We start from the raw sequence: 18,953 nt of genomic DNA on the forward strand, positions 1-18,953 counted from the left end.
ACTATGAGAAGAAGATTTGTAAAAGGAACCATAACAAAAACTACTGGAGGAAATCATAGTATTTATTCTAATGGTAATATTGTTACTAATGCCGGCGGTTTCATACGTGAAATAGCTGATGGAGAGATTATTTACGGTGAGCCTGAGCATGCGCCGCCTAAAACATTGTTTGAAAAGATGTTGGTTGAAGGAGATTTTTTTGACATGTCAGGAAATTATCTCGGTTCTACAGCAAATAGCAGAAAACATATTTATATTGTAGGAAGAGACGCTTTTCAAAATCCATACTCAATTAATAACTTCCCTGAAGGATTTTACACCAAATTTGTTTCTTTTAATGGTATTGGGAATATTATAAATTTAAAAGTTGGAGGCAAATATTCAAAACAAATAATTGAACTTCCAAAAGAAGAAAGGATTAAAGTCGCACAGAAAATCTTTAATCATTACTATACAGATGCAGGCTATGACTTGAATGAATTAAAATACAAAACTATTACCGAAGTACCCGACGAAATACCTGGAGGAGCATTTGCTTTAACTCGATTTGGAGGCGTAACTCCACACTCTGAAAAATTAAAAGAAGGTGAAAAAGATATAAGTATTACATATCCTCATTTAGGGATTCACATTATCACAGGTTGGGATGTTATTAACTTATTTGCTCATGAAAGAGGACAACATATGGAAGACCTAATTAAATACAACAAAAAATTTTATATTACTTTTCCAGGGCCATATGAAATTGAACGTCGAGCATATATGTATCAATTAAAGCATAAAACTTGGATAAAAACTAGTCCTGAATTCAAAGGACATATTTGGTCAGTAATATCAAGTTACGTTCACCCATCTGAATATGGCCCCTATTTAAAAGATAATTATAAAATAGTTTAATTTAAAATCTCCAAAAATGAAACAATTTCAAATTAAACACCTCTTATATTTATTAATTTTTCTTTTCATATCGTGTAATCTAAAAGAAAAAAAAGAAAATTATTGCCTAAAAAAAGCAGAATATTTCCCACTATCAAAAATGCTAGTGCCTGAATCAGCAATTAAATTATATATTCAGGATAAAGACAGTGTATTACAAAAAAGAGTAAACTTAGAGACAGCAAAAAAAATTCTTTTTTATTCTATAAAAGAAAAGGACAGAAACCTGTTTCATTTAGTATCACCACAAATTAAATCATTTCAAATAAAAAATGGCATTATTACGATCTCAGTTTTAACAGCATATTTTCGTCCAAATATTTATATTGATGGAGTAAGAAAAAAAAACAAATGGACTAATGAACAAATTAAAAAAGTGATTGAAAATGAGATAGGAATAATCTTCGATAAAGATACAATTCTTGTTAAAAATTGCAATTGTAAGTGTATGTAACCAAATTAAACTAAGTCTTTTTGGGCTTAATATAATATAAGAAAAGCAAAAGAGGCTTGTGTAGATGCCGAAGAGTTGCACAAAATAAAAAATCGAATTGATGAATATGCCTTTGAAAACAAGCCTAAATTAAAATACTATACAAAAACTGAAATTGAGGCAAAACGGAAAAAAGAATGGAAAAACAATCAGGAAATAGAGGCTTTCAATGCTTTGATAGGAGAACATAAAATGCTTGTTAAATTACGGAACCAATATTTGCATTGTTCAGCCAGTATGGATGGAATTGGGATGGAGCCTACGCAGGACAGCCAAAATAATATAATCTGGAAGCGGAAAATAATAAAGGGATAATCATGAAAAAAAAATATTACTTAATCACAGCTTTGCTAATATTGAATATCACTTTAACATCATGTCAAAATAGTATGAAAGAAAAACAATATTTCTGGGATGCTTCAGTCTGCACTCCAAAAAACTATCCGGCTGAAATTTTTTCAGGTCATTTAATTTTGGGAGATAATCCTAAAAGCGGTTATGTATATATGCCGTTTGATAATATAATTAATAGTTATAATTTAGGTGATAATGATGGTTCTTCATCAGGCCAAGCAGAAGGAATTTCGCCTAAAACGTTAGATATTACTTGGCTGTCTTATACAGAAAACAAAAGTTATTCAGGTATTTTTAAATTAGATTCAGATAAAATAGAATCTTTAATGATAAATGGTTGCGAAAGACCCTATTGGGATAAAGAAACAAAGAAAATAGGGATCATAAAAGATTTTGATTTTTCACTTAATGCAGGTTTATTTCCCGGAGGAATGGTTGTATTATATGTCTGGAGTCCTACCAAAATGATAATAGTAGGAAGGTATCAGGCACATGAAGATGATAATGTTAATTGGGAAATGGCACATCCATCAATGAAAGGCAAAGCTGGTATTAAGGATTATGTAGACTATATGAATGAAGATCTGCCACAAGAAATATTGGACCAGATTAAAAACGGTACAATTCCATTTGGATATTGGGACACGCTTTTTAAAGAATACAGCCTGACGCCACAGGTTAAAGCAGAAGATAAAGTGGAGACTATCAAAATAAATTATATAAACGGCGAGTTTGAGTCCATTTTCCTGAGCTTGAATGGAAATTTAATGCCAATAAAAAAACGGGCAGTACCAAGAAAAATCAATATTGTATGGCACGATGTAAACGACAGGCGTATGGAAAGTGATATTTTCTTTGATGAGAAAAATTCGAAAGCCATTTTTGAGAAGATAAAAGCTGGTGAATCTATCAAATTTATAATAGATATAGATCGAAATACAAAACCTAGAGAAACTAAGGGAATTTCCATAAAATTAAAAACTGCTTCTGAGGAAATTGATATGAAAGAAGCTATTGTTTCGCAGGAATCATTTACGAAATCAACTCCGTATTAATTGTTTTCTGAGAAAAAAGTCAGATAAAATATTGTTCAAAAAATAAAATTTAAATTATGTATTTAGAAAAAATAATACACGATACTAGAATTATTCTCCCTGCTAACAAAGAAGGGCTTTATTATTTTATTGAGAATATGACTACTGGAGCCTATTTTTTTCTTGCAAATATTCCACAGGCAGAGGGAGAATATACCATAAGATACAAAGACTCTTATGGTAATCTCATGATAAATAATAAAGACTTAAAAATTACATTTAACAATGATGAGGTAATTCAATTTAGTAAATATAGAAGTCAAGTTTATTTTAATAATGATATGTCAATAACAGCTTTGCCAATGAAAGATATTCAAGAAATTGCTAATAATACATTTTATACTGAAGAACAATATGAAGCTGTAGATTTTGTAAAACTTCACATATACGACTACAATACGGCCGAGTTTTTACTTAGGCACTACTATTATTAAAATGTTGTGCTAAAAAAGAAATCCCTACAGATAAATTATTTGTAGGGATTTTAAAATATAAAATATTTGAAACTTTGCAGCGCTAAAATTTAATTAAGCATTCAAAGCTTCAACTGTAATTGCTTCATCATTCAGCATGCTTTTCAACATGTTTTCGATACCGCTTTTTAAAGTAAAAGTTGATGATGGACAACCGCTACAAGCACCTTGTAAAATCACTTTTACCGTCTTGTTATCTTCGTTATAAGAATCAAAAGCAATGTTTCCACCATCAGCCGCAACTGCTGGTTTCACATATTCTTCCAAAATATTGATGATTTGTTGTGATGTCACATCTAATTTGTCAAATGCTTCATCTTTTGATGCTTCATTTTTAGCTTTAGTTTCAATCAAACTTTCATCTAAAACAGTTCCTCCGTTTTCAATAAATTGTTTGATAAAAGTTCTTAATTCTAATGTAATTTCATCCCAGTTATTGATTTCATATTTTGTTACCGAAATGTAATTTTCATCAATAAAAACTTCTTTTACATAAGGAAATTTAAATAATTCCTGTGCCAATGGAGAAGAAGCAGTTTGATCAATGTTTTTGTATTCAACTGCATTTCTGGTCAACATTCTGCTAACAACAAATTTTAAAGCGGACGGATTTGGAGTTGTTTCTCCATAAACCGTAATAGGTTGTTTTTTAGGAGTGTTTTCGTCAATTGTAATGATTACACCACCTTTATCAACAAAGGCTTCAATTTGTTCTGCTACAGCGTCTTTTACATCGTCCCAATCTACAATACTGAATCGTTCAATTGCAATAAAATTTCCTGAAATATATACTGTTTTTACAAACGGAAGATAAAATAATTGCTGTGCAAGAGGTGAAGATTTCGCTTCATCAATGTTTTTGAACTCAAAATTTTGATTTTGAGTAATAAAATCATCAAACTCGAACTTAAGAATGGTAGGGTTTTGTGTTTCTTTTATAGTGATTTTTGTCATGGTCATATATTTTTTGCAAATTTAGTAAAGTTATTTTCTACTAATACCTATATTTGGTTTTTTAATAAAATAATTAAGACTCTTTACAAATAAATCGTATTAAAATAGAAGAGTCGGAAATTTACTTAAACAAATTTGCCTTTATGGAATTTAGAATCAAGGTTTTATTTATTTTTTTGGTTACCTCATTTTACTCGTATTCACAAGAAGGAATTCCTGTTTATTCTGATTATTTATCCGATAACCTTTATTTGATTCATCCATCAATGGCTGGTGCAGCAAATTGTGCCAAAGTTAGATTAACAGCAAGAAAACAATGGTTTGGAGAAGACGACGCACCATCGCTAGGAACTTTAAGTTTTAATGGCAGAATAGGAGAACGTTCTGGAGCCGGAATTATTGTTTTTAATGATAAAAACGGATACCATTCTCAAAAAGGATTGAAACTTACGTATGCTCACCATATTATGTTTTCGAGAGATGAACTTGATTTGAATCAGCTTTCATTTGGTATCAGCGGAGGCGTTATTCAGAGTCAGTTAGATGAAACTAAATTTGGCGGAACTTTTGACCCGATTGTTTTTGGTTCAATTCAAAAAGATTCTTATTTCAATGTTGATGTTGGAGCGTCTTATAATTATTTGAACTTTTACGCACACGCTACAGTTCAGGGATTGTTAGAAACAAGAAGAGAATTGTATACAGATTATGAGAGTGATAATTTGAGAAAGTTTTTGTTTAGTACCGGATATGTTTTTGGCAAAAATGATAATTATACTTGGGAACCTTCTGTATTGCTTCAGGTTTTTGACAAGACAAAAGAAAAAACAATTGACTTGAACTTTAAAGGCTATAAAAACATGGATTTTGGAAGTTTATGGGCTGCACTTTCATACAGAAGAAGTTTTGATGGTGCACAATACAGCACTGGAAGCGGTGTGAAGGCTCAAAAGTTGCAATATTTTACGCCGATAATTGGAATCAATTTTAACAATTTTATGTTTGCTTATACGTACTCACAAGTTATGGGTGATGTGAAATTTGATACTGGTGCTTATCACCAAATTACTTTAGGAATCAATTTATTTTGTAAAAAAGAACGTTACGATTGTAATTGTCCTGCTATTAATTAATTTACTATGTTGATCAAATCTGTAAACGGAAAATCTCCTTTGATTCCAGAGGATTGTTATGTTGCTGAAAATGCTACAATTGTTGGTGATGTTTCTTTTGGACATTCTTGCAGTGTTTGGTTCAATGCTGTTATTCGTGGTGACGTACACTTTATTAAAATTGGTAATAAAGTAAATATTCAGGACGGAGCGATTATTCATTGTACTTATCAAAAACATCCAACAATTATTGGAAACAATGTTTCAATTGGACATAATGCAATTGTTCACGGTTGTACTGTAAAAGATAATGTTTTAATCGGAATGGGAGCAATCGTTATGGATAACTGTGTAATCGAAAGTAATTCAATTATTGCTGCAGGAGCAGTTATAACTCAAAATACTGTTGTCGAATCAGGAAGTATTTACGCTGGCGTACCGGCGAAAAAGGTGAAAGATATCAATCAATCTGATTTTGCTGGAGAAATCGAACGCATTTCAAATAATTATGTAATGTATTCAGGTTGGTTTAAAAACGAAGAATAAAATTTTTAAAATAATAAAATAAAAAAATCCCAAATTCCAATTGTAATGTCAAAATTGGAATTTGGGTCCCGATAGCTATCGGGATTATTTTGAAATTTAATTGTTTTACAAATTGATTTTTTCGAAAAAAGCAGTCTTATAGCTTTCACTGATTGGAATTCGTTTATCGCTAATCAAAACTTTATTTTTTTGTATCGATTTGACATGTTTTATATTAATGATATAAGATCTGTGAATTCGCGAAAATCCTTTGCTGGAAAGCAAATTTTCGAGTTTTATTAAACTGATTAAAGTCAGCGTGAATTTATTGTCTGTAGTGTAAATTTTTACGTAATCTTTTAGCCCTTCGATAAATAGGATGTCTGCAAAATTCATTTTCACATTTTCATATTCCGCTCTTACAAACATAAAATCCTGTTCTAATTCGGGTACAGTCGTATTTTCAGAAATGGCCTGAATTGCTGTTGCGGGATTTATAATCTGCTGCGCTCTTACAACCGATTTTAAAAAACGATGAAACGGAATAGGTTTTACTAAATAATCCACAGCACCAAGATTAAAACCTTCGACAGCATAATCAGAATAGGCCGTTGTAAAAATAACCAAAGGTTTTTTTTCAATTGTATTTAAAAAATCAATTCCAGAGAAGTGAGGCATTTGAATGTCGAGGAAAATTAAATCAATATTGTTTTGATTGATAAAAGATACAGCATCAATAGCATTATTGAAAGTATTTACCAATTCAAGATAGTCTACTTTTTTGACAAAATCTTCTAATAATTCGACTGCTAAAGGTTCATCGTCAATAATTACACATTTCATTTGCTGGAAATTAGATTTTTAAAAATTTTGTTTTGGTGCTCAAAAGTACTTTGAAATCAATCAATTAAGTTTTAAAATTTTCATAAAATAAGCGTTTATTTTATAATTATCTCTTAACGTTTAAGCACAATCACAATCTCATTTTAACTAATGGCGGTCTGGATTTCATCTAAATTTAAATGAAGATGAACTCTATAATATTGATTGTCTTGTGTAATAGCAAGCTGATGTGCATTTGGATAAAGAAGATCAAGTCGGTTTTGAATGTTTACCAATCCAATTCCTGAGTTTTCGGGATCTTTTACATAGTTTTCGATTGTGTTTTCTATCCAGAAATCAAGGCTGTTTTCATGAATAAAAATTTTGATTTTGACATGAGCTGCACCTTTATAATCGGTTCCATATTTAAAGGCATTTTCGACAAACGAAATTAAGAGCAAAGGTTCGATGAACTTGTTTTTTGTATCACCATGAACATTTATGACAATATCCTCAATGTTATTAAGCCTCAATTTTTGCAATTCAATATAATTCTGAATATAGTTGATTTCTTTTTCTAAAGCCACCGTTTTATTGTCAGTTTCATACAACATATATCGCATGAGTTCAGACAATGTCACGATGGCATCAGGGACCAAATCAGATTTCTTGTGTGCTAATGAATAAATACTGTTTAAGGAATTGAATAAAAAATGCGGATTAGTTTGTTTTCGCAAATAAATCAATTCAGTACTTGTTCTATGTGTTTCGGCAATTAATTTGTTTTGCTGATTATTGTAAAATTCAGTCAGCGTTCTAATAATTGCGCTTATCGTAAGTATTAAAATATAGAAAAAAGAAGGAGCAACTTTAAAAAAGAAAGGCTGTCTTATTTGAGTTCTAAAATGTGCGCCTTTTGGAAAAAATTGTGGATCGGGCATCATTCTTGGCGGACGCATGTTCTCTGGTCTAAGATGTCTGAATTCCGGAATAAAATAATTTGTTCGGATAATCATAAACAAGATGATTAGCGAGAGAGCAAAAACAAAGTAGAGCCAATATTTTTTTTCTAAAAGCAAAACCGGAACCAAGTAAAAATAGTTCAGATAAAACAATATAATTCCCGTAACCCATTGTGCATAAAAATCATTATTGATTCGGAAAGGACTTTCGTAAAATTGAATTAAAGAAGTCAATATAAAGAAAATCCATATGATACAATGAAATAGAATTTTGTTTGAATTTGTATTTTTAATGGCGTCAATCTTCATTTAGAATTTTATTTTTAATAAAATTAAATCATTTTTCGTTACAGTAGGTGACATATTCTGGTCTAGTTTGCTAACCACTAATTCTGCTGTTTTTAAAGCTTCGTCTTCTGTTGAAAAGCTTTTTGTATCGCTAATTACCGGAATAATAGATTGTTTTATTAAAATTTTATTTTTGTTTGAAATAGTATATCCCCAGCCTGTTTTGGTAGGGAAAGAATCAATTTTAAATGCTTCTTTTTTTGCACATGCTGTGAATTGTAAAGCAAATAAAATAAACAATAAATTCTTCTGGATTTTACTCCAGAAGAATTGTTTTTTGGTATTAATTGTCATCGTCGCTTTGTTCGTCAAGTGGTTTAAATTCCCAGGCATCATCAAAATAAGTGGAACCTGTTCGGCCTAACATATAAAACCCACGGTTATTAATAGCAAAACCAACAGCATCGGTTCTGGTTGCGCCTTCCATAGAAGTTCTTTCCGTCCAAAGGTCAGTTGAAGGATTATATTCCCACACCGTTTTTATACCATCGCCGCCCACAATATATCCTAAACTATTCATAGAAAAACTTGATGCATTTGAACGTGTCACGGCATATTCATCATTGTAGGAGTAATCATCATCAGTATCTTTGTCAATATCGCGCTTTCTTGTCCAAACGTCTGTGGCTGGGTCAAATTCCCAAAAATCTTCCTGATAAACACCATTATTGATTCCTGTTCCTAAATAAGCCTTGTCGCCAATTACGAAAACAGTTGCATTACGTCTTTTATTTCCGCTAAAACCATTTACCAATGTCCAGGCGTTTGTCTGGTCATTATATTGATAGAAATCTTTCAGATAATTTCCATCATAACCAGTTCCAAAGTAAGCTTTTCCGCCCACTTGAAATCCAAGCGCACCATAACGGCCAGTTCCGGCAAAATCTGCTTTTTGACTCCAGCTGTTGCTTGTTGGGTCATATTGAAAAAAATCTTTTAATTTATTAGTTCCATCATAACCAAGACCAACATATCCTTTTTCATTTAGGGTAAAACTCGAAGCAGAACTTCTTCCTACACCTGTAAAATCAGCTTTTTGCTCCCAGTAATCTCCATTAGAGTTATAAGCCCATAAATCTTTTAAATACACATCGCCAGTATAACCAGTTGCTACATATGCATAATCGCCAATAACAAAACTTGTGGCGCTAGATCTTGCCGGGCCATCAAATGCCGACTTTTTAATCCAGTTTCCAATCAAATCATCATCGTTATCATCATTACTGCAGCCTACAAAAACGAGAGCCGAAAATAGAGTCGCGAATAATATTCCTTTTTTCAAATTATTCATAATGTATTAAATTTATTTATTGTTTGTATTTGATGCCAATGCCAAAAATGTATCCATTTCCTGTATTAAAATTATATACGGTATGGTTTTTAGAATCAGTAAGATTGTATTTTTTGTTAAAATCATAGCCTGCTTTAAAATCCAAAAACCAATTTGAATCTACGTTTCTTTCATATTCAAAAGCTGATGTCATTTGTGATAAACTCATTTTTGAAGCAGCATAATCTAAAGCTGGTTTTTGATCTAGATGATAAAAACTTCCATTGAAACTGTTTGTTAAACTGAATGTATTTCGGATATTATTTGAATATGAAATCTTTGAATCCGGAAAACCAACCGAAACTATGCTTTTGTCGCTTATCGTATAGTTTATTGTCGCTATAGGAATAAATTTCGCAGCTCCAAAAATGGCTGATCGTGCGCCACCAATAGTAATATTTGTTCTGGAATTCACTTGCTGGCTAACTTCAAAACTACCTAGCAGAGTAAAATCAGACCAATCTAAATTTTCCTGAAAACTGAACATTGGCGCAAGCGAAAATTTCAATTTTGTTTTATCTGAAGCCTTAAGTATATAGCCCGTTTTGTTTTGAAATTGATTAAACCGATCTAGATTTTCAAATTCCAAAAACTCATAATTTACATTTAGCTTAGAATATTCAGATGTATTAGTGAACTGATTTTTATCGCGTATTTTTTTATTGAATACTACCGAAATATTGCTTTCATTAAAATCAATTTTATCAGTAGGTTCTGTTTTTAAATTCGCATCTGCCAAAAAAGTTCCTTGAGCCTTCATACTAAAAAATGAAATTGTAAAAACCGAACATATTAAAAACCTTATTCTCATTACTTAATTATTGGCTCAAAAGTAGATGGCTGATGCTTTAAAAAAAAAGAATATATATGTATGGCGTTTTTTGATAGACTAAATCCCTTTTTTAGAGGTTGAATCGGAGATTGGTTTGTGTTGCTGTATCATAGATGCTTTTTTGCTGTTTGTAGTCCAAAAAACAGTGGTTGTATATGTTATAGTGTGGTGCAGATTACAGCCTTCTATATTTGCCGAAAAATTTTATTATGCACAAGTTTATATTGATGTTCTTTTTTGCTATCACGATACTTTCATGTGGAACTGATACTGATGCAGGTGAATTTGTTGTTGGATCAGATTATTTAGCGGTCAACAACAAAGTGATTTTAATTGATACTGTTACAGTGGATATGGCAACAATAAATTTTGATTCATTGATCACCTCAAACAAAAGCAGAATTTTAGTTGGAAATTATGATGATCCTGTTTTTGGGAAAGTAAAATCAAACAGTTATTTCCAATTGGCTGGAGATTCTTATTCTTTAAATTCTGGAGGTGGTTCAGATACAGAAAATGTCAATTATGTTTTCGATTCGATTGCCATGATTTTAAAATATGATAATTACTATTATGGAGATACTACAAAAGTCCAGACGTTGGATATTCATAGAGTGATGCAAACAGTAAAACCAAATTCTGAAGATGCGAATTTTTATAATAATTCCTCACTGACCTATAACAGTGAAAGTATCGGAAGTATTTCATACAAGCCAAGACCAATCGAAAAAGATTCTATTACAATAAAAATGAGTGATGCATTTGGTTCGGCGCTTTTTCAAAAACTTAAAAAAAGAGAAATTACAGATTTTGATAGTTTTTCAGAATATCTCAGAGGACTTGTTATTGTTCCCTCAACTTCAAACTCATCGAGTATGATTGGTTTTCATGTGGGAACTAGCAAAGTACGATTGTATTATTCAAAATATCAGGCCGATACCGAGGAAATATCTTATGTCGTAGATTTTACAATTACAGATCCGGAAAGACAGTTTAATGCTATTTCGTCAGATAAAACGGGAACTTTGCTCCAGAATTTGCCAATTTCCAGCAGTAAATTATCCAGTTCGCTCACTGATCGGCAAGGCTTCATTCAGTCGGGGACAGGTGTGGCCTGCAGAATCGATTTTCCAAACATAAAACAGCTGAAGAGCATTTCAGATAATGGTGCGATTGTCAATGCAGAACTTATTTTAAAGCCGGTCAATAATACGTATTCTTCTAAATATCCTCTGGCAGATTCTTTGTCTGTATTTGTAGCAGATAATCTAAACCGAATAAGTGCTTCGTTAGTAAATTCTGCCGGAACAACTGTTTATGGTGTTTTGAACAAAAAGAGTGATGAGTTCAATGAAGATGTAGGATATTCAATTCCGGTTGGTAATTTTTTGCAGCGGGAAATGCTGAAAAAATCTGATGCAAGATCGTCTTTGATTTTAGCTCTTCCCGGAATTTATAAAACCGTAAATCGAATAGTCTTAGGTGATCAAAAGCATTTGAATAACAAAATTCAATTGAAAATTTATTATATATCATATTAAATGAAAAGTAAAATAATTTATTTATGTGGCGCTATTTTATTGTCGCTGACTTCATTTTCTCAAAGTATTTCAAGTTCGCCATATTCTCTTTATGGCGTTGGAAGCGTTTATGAGTCTGATTTTGGAATTCTTCCTTCAATTGGGTCATCAGGAATGGCTTTGCCTTCAGATACTTTTATCAATAACTTAAATCCTGCATCGTTAGGTTTTACTTCATTAAATCATTTTATGTTTGATATTGGAGGAAGAGCTATTGCAACAACTTATCAAAGCAGTTCTCGCTCAGAAAAAAGAAATAATTTTCAGTTTTCACACCTGGCTTTTGCTTTTCCTGTAACTAAAAATTCAGGATTTAGTTTAGCATTACGTCCATATTCAAGTGGTGCTTTTAAAATTTCAAATCTAAAATTGTCTATAGAAAATAGTCAGGAATATTACTATTTAACAGCAGTTGGATCTGGTGGATTAAATAATTTTGATTTTTCATACGGATATAGATTTGGGAAGAAACTTTCTGTTGGCTTGTCTGGCTCAGTATTATTTGGAAGTACGGCCGATGAACGAAATTTCCTGATTCAAAATACACTCACAACAGTCACCAAAAAGACGAGTTATAACGGCCTTCGAGCAACACTTGGAGCGCAGTACAAAATTGATTCGACCTTTACAATTGCTCCAGTAATTAAATTGCCAGCTCAAGTCAAAGCGTCAAAAGTACAGAGTGTTGAAGTTGTTGCAGATGAGGTTATTACAACTGTCCAGTCTAATGTAGCTTCAGATGTTGATGATTATTATATGCCCCTGGAAATAGGAGTGGGGTTTAGTAAACGCTTTAAGAATAATTTGAATATGACTTTAGACTATGAAAAAAGCTTTTGGAACGGAACCAATCAATCTGAGCTATACGGGAATTTTGTAAATCAGGATCGGTTTGCCCTTGGATTTACATATCGTGCCAAAAAAGATTTTCGGAAATACTGGGATAGGGTGCAATACGCAATGGGAGCCAATTTTGATAATGGTTATCTTGAAGTGGATGGAAAGCGCGTAAATAATGCCGCATTTTCAATTGGACTTTTTCTTCCGATAGAAAATACATTAACCACCTTGAATATCTCCTATTCATATGGACAAAAAGGAAGAATAGCGGATGATTTAATAAAAGAAAATTACCATAAATTATCGCTCAATTTATCGTTAGACGGAATTTGGTTCGTCAAGCGAAAAATAGAATAACGTTAAAAATCCTTGTGAATTACAGGATATTTATAGTCTAAAATTGATTCTAACACTGCCGGATTTGAATTGACATAAAATTCAGGTTCCCTTTGTTTAAGTTCAGAAAAACCAACTTTTTCACGCAAAATATTTTGAGTCTGACGGGCCACCGCTTCTCCAGAATCTATGATTTGGATGTGGTCCGGCAGAATTTTTTTTATCTGAGGAATCAAATAAGGATAATGACTGCAGCCTAAAACAAGATAATCAATATTGGCATCGATCATTGGTTGTAAATAAGATTCTAACAGCTGAGTCATTTCAGGTGAGTTTAAATTTCCATCTTCTATAAGCTGAACTAAGCCATGACCAACTTGTTCGATTATAGTAGTGTGCTGAAACATTTCGGCTGTTTTGTTAAACAGTTCGCTGTTTAAAGTTCCTTTGGTAGCTAAAATTCCAATAACCTGAGTTTTAGAATTATTTGCTGCTGGTTTAATAGCAGGCTCAATTCCTATAAATGGAATATCATAATCTGCACGAAGTTCTCTAATTGCATTTGTGGTTGCAGTATTACAGGCAACAACAATTAATTTACAGCCCATTTCAATTAACAAATCTGTATTCTTTTTACTGAGCGCTACAATTTCCTCCTTGGTTTTTTGACCGTAAGGTGCATTTTTGCTGTCTGCTAAATAAATGGTTTTCTCGTTTGGAAGGAGATTGTGAATTTCATTCCAGATTGAAGTTCCTCCAATTCCAGAATCAAAAACGCCTATAGGATTATTGTTTGTCATAATACAAATTTAATATTTTTTGAAATAAATTGGTATTTGAATTTAGTTGAAATCCACGAATTATTTTCTTTTTTAATTTTAATTTATTGTAAAAAAAAACTGCTCAAACTTTTAGCGTTGAGCAGTTTTTGATAAGAAGAAATCCGTTTATTAGAATCCTAAATCTTTTTTAACATCAGCAGTAATGTTTGGACCATCAGCTAAGATAAGAGTAGAACCATCTAAAACATATTGGAAACCTTTAGCTTTTCCAACTTTTTGGATAGAAGCTTTCACTTTTTCCATAATTGGTTTCATGATATCATTATCTTTTTGTTGTAGTTCTTTTTGTGCATTGTCTCTGTAATCAACAATTCTTTTTTGCATATCCTGAACTTCTTTAGCACGCTCTGTGTTAACAGCTTCAGTTGCTGTAGTAGATTCAGTTTCGTACTTTTTGATTTTAGTTTGATATTCCTCAACCATTTTTTTGTATTCTGCGTCGTATGTACCACTTAATTTTTGTAGTTGATTTTGAGCATCTAGCATAGCAGGCATTTTCGACATAATCTCGCTAACATCAACATGGGCAACCTTAGCCTGTGCATTCATTGTGTTACTTGCGCCTAAAATTAAAACGGCAGCAATTAGTAAAGTTTTGATTTGTTTCATCATTTTTAAAATATTAATTAATTATTGGTCGTATTAGGTTTTTGTGTTTCGGCTTCTTTTGCTTTTTTAGCCGCTTCTCTCTCTTCTAATATTTTCTTTCTTCTTTCTTCTAATTCTTTTTTACGTTGTTCATACAACTTTTGTCTTTCAGCAGCTTTGTCTACAGCTGGCTCAGTTGCTGCTGGTGAAGTTTCAGTTCCTGTTGCAGGTTTCGCTGTTGCATCAGTTTTACTAGTTTCAGTTGTTTTTCCTGCTTCTGTTGCTTTAGCAGGTTCAGAAACCGTGCCATTTTTTTTAGCTTCTCTTTCTGCCTGAATTGCTTTTCTTCTGTCGTCGTATTCTTTTTTCTTCGCTTCCTGCTCTAATCTTCTATCTTCAATTAGTTTTTCTCTGGCAGCTCTCTTTTCGTCAAGTGCTTTTTGGCGATCAGCCATTGCTGGATTTTCGTCAATTTCATTTTCACGAGTTTCTTTGATTTCCTGATCTTTCAATTGTTTTTTAGTCAATTGCTCTCTTTTATCAGTTCTATTTAAAACTCGGATAACCTGATCGCTAATATCAAATTTTTTATTACTGAAAAGCATTGTCAAATCAGAAGATTTATCAAAAATAAAATCATAATTTTTAGCTTCTGCAATATCCTGCACTGCAGTAAAAACTTGATCCTGGATTGGTTTGGCTAATGCCATCTTTTGATGAATTAGATTCCCGTCAGAGCCAAATTGCTTCTGCTGATAATCCATCATCTCCGTTTCCATGAATTTTATTTCTGTTTCTCTTTCATCAATAAGCTCTTTCGTTAAAAGCGCTTTTTCAGCTTTTAAGTTTTCTTTGAGTTTATTTATTTCTATTTTTTTGGATTCAATCTCTTGTTTCCACTTTTGAGCCTTTAGCTCCAATTGAGCTGTTGCCTCTTTATAGTCAGAAACGTTTTCAAGAATATACTCCATATCGATGTAGCCAATTCTTGTCGTTCGTGTCTGTGCCTGACTTGTATTTGCTACAATCAAGGCTAAAAATAAAAATAAAAACTGTTTTCTCATAACATAACTTTATTGATGATTTTTAACCAAACGCTAATTGTCTAAAATTGTTGTCCAATAATGAAATGAGTTTCCCATCCATTTGCTTTATTGGTAACAGAATTAGGCAAAGCATCGAAACCGTAACCGAAATCAATCCCTAATAATCCGAATGCCGGCATGAAAACACGTAAACCTACACCTGCAGAACGACTCAAATCAAACGGATTATAATCCTTAAATGTTGGATATGATGAACCTGCCTCTAAGAAAGTCAACGCATAAATTGATGCTGACGATTTTAATGTAATAGGATAACGTAACTCCATAGAGAATTTGTTATAAATTGTTGCTCCAATTTGCTGACCTGCTGCATTTGTTGGAGTCAATGATCCATTTGGATAACCTCTTAGACCTATCGTTTCTCTACCGTCCATTGAATATTGCGCCATTCCGTCTCCACCTAAATAAAAACGCTCAAATGGTACAACACCTCTTGCCTGATCGTAAGCTCCTAAGAAACCAAATTCTGTAAGGGTTCTTAAAACTAATTTACCATAAACTTTAGTATACCAGTCTGCTTTAAATTTAATTTTATAATATTCTAACCAATTGTATTTCTTTTGATCGACTTTAGCAACATCTGTATCAGCGCTTGCATAGTCAGATCCAACACTTACATATCCAGATTGCCCGTTAACAGTTTCTGTTTTTACATAATCACCTGTGTTTAATGGCTGGCCATCTACACCAGATGTTGGTGTTCCTGTATATTGTGTTTTGTATTCTTTTTGGTTTTCTAGATCTCCATATTTAATTCCGTTAAATAAAGAATATGGAGGTGTTACTTTTGCTGAAATACTAAATTCCGAACCATAAATTGGGAAAATAGGATTTGTTCCTTTATTATTTCTTGTAAGACCAATAGTATAAGCAAGATTTCGTGATGCTCCATTACCAAAGGTAAACAATCCAGTATAATAGTTATTTAAGTCATAGTGCTGGTAACTTACAGATTGTGATAATACAAAGAAATCATCAGGTACTTGTAAACGTTTTGCTAAACCAACTTGTACTGTAAAAATATTAAAACTTTTGCTCTTATCAACAGTTCTTGTTGCATAATTGTTATTGAACTGTTTACTGTAAGAAATCGCAGAACTAAATTGTACTGGTTTTTTCCCTCCAAACCAAGGTTCAGAGAATGATAAACTATACGTTTGGAAGTAGGTACTTCCTTGTAAACGAAGTGCTACTTTTTGACCATCTCCCATCGGAAGTGGCTTGTATGATTCTTTGTTAAAAATATTTCTTGCCGAGAAGTTGTTGAACGAAAGACCTAAGGTTCCGATGAAACCACCTCCGCCGTAACCACCCTGAAGCTCAACCTGGCTAGATCCTTTTTCAACAAGTTGATATTCGATATCTACTGTTCCGGCTCCGGCATCAACATTTCTAAATTCTGGTTTGATAGATTCCGGGTCAAAGAAACCTAACTGACCAATTTCACGAATTGTTCTAACTAATTCTTCTTTACTGTATTTGTTTCCTGGCTTAGTTCTTAGCTCACGATAAATTACGTGGTCATTTGTTTTGTCGTTTCCTGTAACGTATATTTTGTTGAAATAAGCAATAGGACCTTCTGTAACTCTAATTTCGAAATCAATAGTATCGTTAACTGTTTTTACCTCTACAGCATTAATATTAGAGAACAGGTAACCATTGTTTTGGTACAAGTTTGTAATGTCTTCTGCGTCTGGTTTTGTTTTATCTGCAATACGTTTTTCAAGTAAAACTCCATTGTAAGTTTCTCCTTTTTTGATTCCTAAATAACGGTGCAAAAGCTGATCAGAATAAACAGTGTTTCCTAAAAATTTAATATTTCCGAAGTAATATTTGTTTCCTTCTTCTACATTAATTTTAATGGCAAGCATATTCTTCTGCTTATTGTAAGTCACAGAATCATAGATAATACGTGCATCACGATATCCTTTTTCTTTATACGCAGCAACTACTTTTTCTAAGTCGGTTTTGTATTTTTCAGGTATGAATTTTGAAGCTTTTAAGACACGTAGAACATTTTTTTGTTTTGTGTCTTTCATTGCAGCTCTTAATTGAGTATCAGTAAGTTGTTGATTTCCGATGAAGTCAATGCTGCTAATTTTTACCTTATCACCCTTGTCAATTCGGACAAGCATATTCACTTGATTTCCGGCAAGAGTGTCAGGTGTGTTTGTAATGATAACTTTTGTGTTATAGTAACCTTCTTTTTTGTATTTATTTTCAATGTAATTTTTGGTCGTCGTAATTAAGTTTTCATTGACAATTTTATTTTTTGTCAAATTATTATCCTTAATAAGTCCTTCGACTTTGCTTTTCTTTACACCAACGATTTTAACTTCGTTTAATTTAGGAAGCTCTACGATATCTAAATCCAGATAAATACTGTCATTTTCTACCTTATTTACATAAAATGCAATTTCATCAAAAAGGCCAAGTTTGCCTAATTTTTTAATAGCGCTACTGATTTCTTCACCAGGAACTGTTATTTCCTGTCCTTTTTGAAGGCCAGAAAAGGTAACAACTGTTTGTTCATTGAAGCTTATTTTACCAACAACAGAAACTTTAGCAAGAATATATTTTTTTCCTTGATCAAAAGGAACTCGATCTTGTGCTTTTATTTGTGAAAAACTACCCAAAAGTAGTAGGGTAAGGACTATTTGTACTCTTTTTTGTAACACTAAAAAATTATTTAATTTGTTCACTGGTTTTTCCAAATCTACGTTCTCTTTTTTGATAACTAATGATAGCCTCATATAAATCTTGATCTTTAAAGTCTGGCCACAAGACATTCGTAAAATACAATTCTGCGTAGGCTATCTGCCACAGCAAAAAGTTACTTATTCTATGTTCTCCACTTGTTCGTATTAATAAATCTACGTCTGGTAAATTTTGCGTGTAAAGATGCTCATTTATAATTGAATCGTCAATAGTGTCTAATGAAATTATATTATTTTTAACTTTATCGCTGATGATTCTCACGGCATTTACCAATTCTTCTCGTGATCCGTAACTTAAAGCCAGTGTAAGAGTAAGACGAGTATTGTTTTTTGTCTTCTCGATAACGTCTAAAAGTTCCTTTTGGGCTGATTTAGGTAATTTTTCAAGATTTCCAATTGCATTAAGTTTTATGTTGTTTTCTTGTAAGGTAACAAGTTCTTTCTTCAATGAATTGATTAATATTTTCATTAACGCTTCAACTTCTAGTTTTGGGCGATTCCAATTCTCTGTTGAAAAAGCGTATAGGGTTAAATATTCAATGCCGAGTTTGGCACAGTTGGTAATTGTTTTTTTTACTGATTTTGTTCCGTTTTCATGACCAAAAGCGCGTAAAAATCCTTGTTGTTTTGCCCAGCGCCCGTTTCCGTCCATGATAATGGCAAGGTGTTTTGGGAGGTTGGTGCGATCTATAGTATCTAGTAAATTCAT

General features: G+C 32.4%; 20 protein-coding genes. 9 read left to right on the forward strand and 11 right to left on the reverse strand.

Going from position 1 to position 18,953, the window contains the following annotated elements:
• Window positions 1-3: 3 nt before the first annotated feature.
• The 5 genes from GQ47_RS18200 to GQ47_RS18220 all read left to right on the forward strand — a co-directional run bounded on the left by GQ47_RS18200 (window position 4) and on the right by GQ47_RS18220 (window position 3,311).
• Complete coding sequence (locus tag GQ47_RS18200) at window positions 4-897, forward strand: RNA-dependent RNA polymerase family protein (protein WP_035651536.1); 894 nt, start codon at window positions 4-6, stop codon at window positions 895-897.
• Between the two features lie 16 nt (window positions 898-913).
• Complete coding sequence (locus GQ47_RS18205) at window positions 914-1,390, forward strand: hypothetical protein (protein WP_035651541.1); 477 nt, start codon at window positions 914-916, stop codon at window positions 1,388-1,390.
• A gap of 75 nt (window positions 1,391-1,465) precedes the next feature.
• Window positions 1,466-1,744 carry a hypothetical protein gene (locus GQ47_RS18210; protein ID WP_035651543.1) on the forward strand — a complete coding sequence of 93 codons (279 nt, stop codon included), beginning with the start codon at window positions 1,466-1,468 and terminating at the stop codon, window positions 1,742-1,744.
• 74 nt (window positions 1,745-1,818) lie between these two features.
• Entirely contained in the window at window positions 1,819-2,838 is a 1,020-nt protein-coding gene (locus tag GQ47_RS18215; RefSeq protein WP_238568011.1) for a DUF2931 family protein, read from the forward strand.
• Window positions 2,839-2,894: 56 nt separating this feature from the next.
• On the forward strand, window positions 2,895-3,311 hold the full coding sequence (locus tag GQ47_RS18220) for a hypothetical protein (RefSeq protein WP_035651547.1): 417 nt from the start codon (window positions 2,895-2,897) through the stop codon (window positions 3,309-3,311).
• A gap of 93 nt (window positions 3,312-3,404) precedes the next feature.
• Here GQ47_RS18220 and GQ47_RS18225 read toward each other — a convergent pair whose 3' ends face one another.
• Entirely contained in the window at window positions 3,405-4,304 is a 900-nt protein-coding gene (locus GQ47_RS18225) for a NifU family protein (protein WP_035651548.1), read from the reverse strand.
• A gap of 143 nt (window positions 4,305-4,447) precedes the next feature.
• Between GQ47_RS18225 and GQ47_RS18230 the strand changes: the two genes are divergently transcribed.
• Together GQ47_RS18230 and GQ47_RS18235 are read left to right on the forward strand one after the other, a co-directional pair.
• The gene (locus GQ47_RS18230) at window positions 4,448-5,437 is read left to right on the forward strand and encodes a PorP/SprF family type IX secretion system membrane protein (RefSeq protein ID WP_035651549.1); all 990 of its coding nucleotides are present in this window, start codon (window positions 4,448-4,450) and stop codon (window positions 5,435-5,437) included.
• Between the two features lie 6 nt (window positions 5,438-5,443).
• Complete coding sequence (locus GQ47_RS18235; protein WP_035651550.1) at window positions 5,444-5,962, forward strand: gamma carbonic anhydrase family protein; 519 nt, start codon at window positions 5,444-5,446, stop codon at window positions 5,960-5,962.
• A gap of 105 nt (window positions 5,963-6,067) precedes the next feature.
• On the opposite strand, the gene GQ47_RS18240 is transcribed toward GQ47_RS18235, so the two are convergent.
• The 5 genes from GQ47_RS18240 to GQ47_RS18260 all read right to left on the reverse strand — a co-directional run bounded on the left by GQ47_RS18240 (window position 6,068) and on the right by GQ47_RS18260 (window position 10,163).
• Window positions 6,068-6,784: a LytR/AlgR family response regulator transcription factor gene (locus GQ47_RS18240; protein ID WP_035651556.1), complete on the reverse strand. Its 717-nt coding sequence runs from the start codon at window positions 6,782-6,784 to the stop codon at window positions 6,068-6,070.
• A 143-nt stretch (window positions 6,785-6,927) separates the two neighbouring features.
• Window positions 6,928-8,034, reverse strand: a complete 1,107-nt coding sequence (locus tag GQ47_RS18245; protein ID WP_035651559.1) for a sensor histidine kinase — start codon at window positions 8,032-8,034, stop codon at window positions 6,928-6,930.
• Window positions 8,035-8,367, reverse strand: a complete 333-nt coding sequence (locus GQ47_RS18250) for a DUF4907 domain-containing protein (RefSeq protein ID WP_035651561.1) — start codon at window positions 8,365-8,367, stop codon at window positions 8,035-8,037.
• Complete coding sequence (locus tag GQ47_RS18255; protein WP_035651564.1) at window positions 8,357-9,364, reverse strand: Kelch repeat-containing protein; 1,008 nt, start codon at window positions 9,362-9,364, stop codon at window positions 8,357-8,359. Before GQ47_RS18255 ends, GQ47_RS18250 begins: the two co-directional genes overlap by 11 nt.
• Before the next feature lie 16 nt (window positions 9,365-9,380).
• A complete protein-coding gene (locus tag GQ47_RS18260; RefSeq protein ID WP_238568012.1) occupies window positions 9,381-10,163 on the reverse strand; it encodes a DUF6268 family outer membrane beta-barrel protein in 783 nt (260 codons plus the stop codon).
• A 281-nt stretch (window positions 10,164-10,444) separates the two neighbouring features.
• On the opposite strand from GQ47_RS18260, the gene GQ47_RS18265 reads away from it, so the two are divergent.
• Window positions 10,445-11,776 (forward strand): DUF4270 family protein, encoded by a 1,332-nt coding sequence (locus tag GQ47_RS18265; RefSeq protein ID WP_035651569.1) that lies wholly within the window; start codon window positions 10,445-10,447, stop codon window positions 11,774-11,776.
• Window positions 11,777-13,012, forward strand: a complete 1,236-nt coding sequence (locus GQ47_RS18270) for a PorV/PorQ family protein (RefSeq protein ID WP_035651572.1) — start codon at window positions 11,777-11,779, stop codon at window positions 13,010-13,012. It begins immediately after the preceding gene.
• A 2-nt stretch (window positions 13,013-13,014) separates the two neighbouring features.
• Here the strand turns inward: GQ47_RS18270 and murI are convergent, their stop codons facing one another.
• The 5 genes from murI to GQ47_RS18295 form a co-directional block, all read right to left on the reverse strand.
• Window positions 13,015-13,791, reverse strand: a complete 777-nt coding sequence (murI, locus tag GQ47_RS18275; protein WP_035651574.1) for a glutamate racemase — start codon at window positions 13,789-13,791, stop codon at window positions 13,015-13,017.
• 150 nt (window positions 13,792-13,941) lie between these two features.
• Window positions 13,942-14,445 carry an OmpH/Skp family outer membrane protein gene (locus tag GQ47_RS18280; RefSeq protein WP_193745234.1) on the reverse strand — a complete coding sequence of 168 codons (504 nt, stop codon included), beginning with the start codon at window positions 14,443-14,445 and terminating at the stop codon, window positions 13,942-13,944.
• A 14-nt stretch (window positions 14,446-14,459) separates the two neighbouring features.
• A complete protein-coding gene (locus GQ47_RS18285; protein WP_035651576.1) occupies window positions 14,460-15,485 on the reverse strand; it encodes an OmpH/Skp family outer membrane protein in 1,026 nt (341 codons plus the stop codon).
• Between the two features lie 41 nt (window positions 15,486-15,526).
• Complete coding sequence (locus tag GQ47_RS18290; protein WP_035651578.1) at window positions 15,527-18,280, reverse strand: BamA/OMP85 family outer membrane protein; 2,754 nt, start codon at window positions 18,278-18,280, stop codon at window positions 15,527-15,529.
• The gene (locus GQ47_RS18295) at window positions 18,213-18,953 is read right to left on the reverse strand and encodes an isoprenyl transferase (RefSeq protein WP_035652056.1); all 741 of its coding nucleotides are present in this window, start codon (window positions 18,951-18,953) and stop codon (window positions 18,213-18,215) included. The genes GQ47_RS18290 and GQ47_RS18295 overlap by 68 nt, the downstream gene beginning before the upstream one ends.

This window comes from Flavobacterium sp. ASV13 (genome assembly GCF_000745775.1).
In the GTDB taxonomy this organism is placed as follows: Bacteria; Bacteroidota; Bacteroidia; order Flavobacteriales; family Flavobacteriaceae; genus Flavobacterium.

Bases quoted from the DNA above. Each gene is read 5' to 3' on its own strand.
- GQ47_RS18200 (WP_035651536.1), top strand. From the start codon at position 4: ATGAGAAGAAGATTTGTAAAAGGAACCATAACAAAAACTACTGGAGGA.
- GQ47_RS18205 (WP_035651541.1), top strand. From the start codon at position 914: ATGAAACAATTTCAAATTAAACACCTCTTATATTTATTAATTTTTCTT.
- GQ47_RS18215 (WP_238568011.1), top strand. From the start codon at position 1,819: ATGAAAGAAAAACAATATTTCTGGGATGCTTCAGTCTGCACTCCAAAA.
- GQ47_RS18220 (WP_035651547.1), top strand. From the start codon at position 2,895: ATGTATTTAGAAAAAATAATACACGATACTAGAATTATTCTCCCTGCT.
- GQ47_RS18225 (WP_035651548.1), bottom strand. From the start codon at position 4,304: ATGACAAAAATCACTATAAAAGAAACACAAAACCCTACCATTCTTAAG.
- GQ47_RS18230 (WP_035651549.1), top strand. From the start codon at position 4,448: ATGGAATTTAGAATCAAGGTTTTATTTATTTTTTTGGTTACCTCATTT.
- GQ47_RS18235 (WP_035651550.1), top strand. From the start codon at position 5,444: ATGTTGATCAAATCTGTAAACGGAAAATCTCCTTTGATTCCAGAGGAT.
- GQ47_RS18240 (WP_035651556.1), bottom strand. From the start codon at position 6,784: ATGAAATGTGTAATTATTGACGATGAACCTTTAGCAGTCGAATTATTA.
- GQ47_RS18245 (WP_035651559.1), bottom strand. From the start codon at position 8,034: ATGAAGATTGACGCCATTAAAAATACAAATTCAAACAAAATTCTATTT.
- GQ47_RS18250 (WP_035651561.1), bottom strand. From the start codon at position 8,367: ATGACAATTAATACCAAAAAACAATTCTTCTGGAGTAAAATCCAGAAG.
- GQ47_RS18255 (WP_035651564.1), bottom strand. From the start codon at position 9,364: ATGAATAATTTGAAAAAAGGAATATTATTCGCGACTCTATTTTCGGCT.
- GQ47_RS18260 (WP_238568012.1), bottom strand. From the start codon at position 10,163: ATGAAGGCTCAAGGAACTTTTTTGGCAGATGCGAATTTAAAAACAGAA.
- GQ47_RS18265 (WP_035651569.1), top strand. From the start codon at position 10,445: ATGCACAAGTTTATATTGATGTTCTTTTTTGCTATCACGATACTTTCA.
- GQ47_RS18270 (WP_035651572.1), top strand. From the start codon at position 11,777: ATGAAAAGTAAAATAATTTATTTATGTGGCGCTATTTTATTGTCGCTG.
- murI (WP_035651574.1), bottom strand. From the start codon at position 13,791: ATGACAAACAATAATCCTATAGGCGTTTTTGATTCTGGAATTGGAGGA.
- GQ47_RS18280 (WP_193745234.1), bottom strand. From the start codon at position 14,445: ATGATGAAACAAATCAAAACTTTACTAATTGCTGCCGTTTTAATTTTA.
- GQ47_RS18285 (WP_035651576.1), bottom strand. From the start codon at position 15,485: ATGAGAAAACAGTTTTTATTTTTATTTTTAGCCTTGATTGTAGCAAAT.
- GQ47_RS18290 (WP_035651578.1), bottom strand. From the start codon at position 18,280: ATGAGGCTATCATTAGTTATCAAAAAAGAGAACGTAGATTTGGAAAAA.
- GQ47_RS18295 (WP_035652056.1), bottom strand. From the start codon at position 18,953: ATGAATTTACTAGATACTATAGATCGCACCAACCTCCCAAAACACCTT.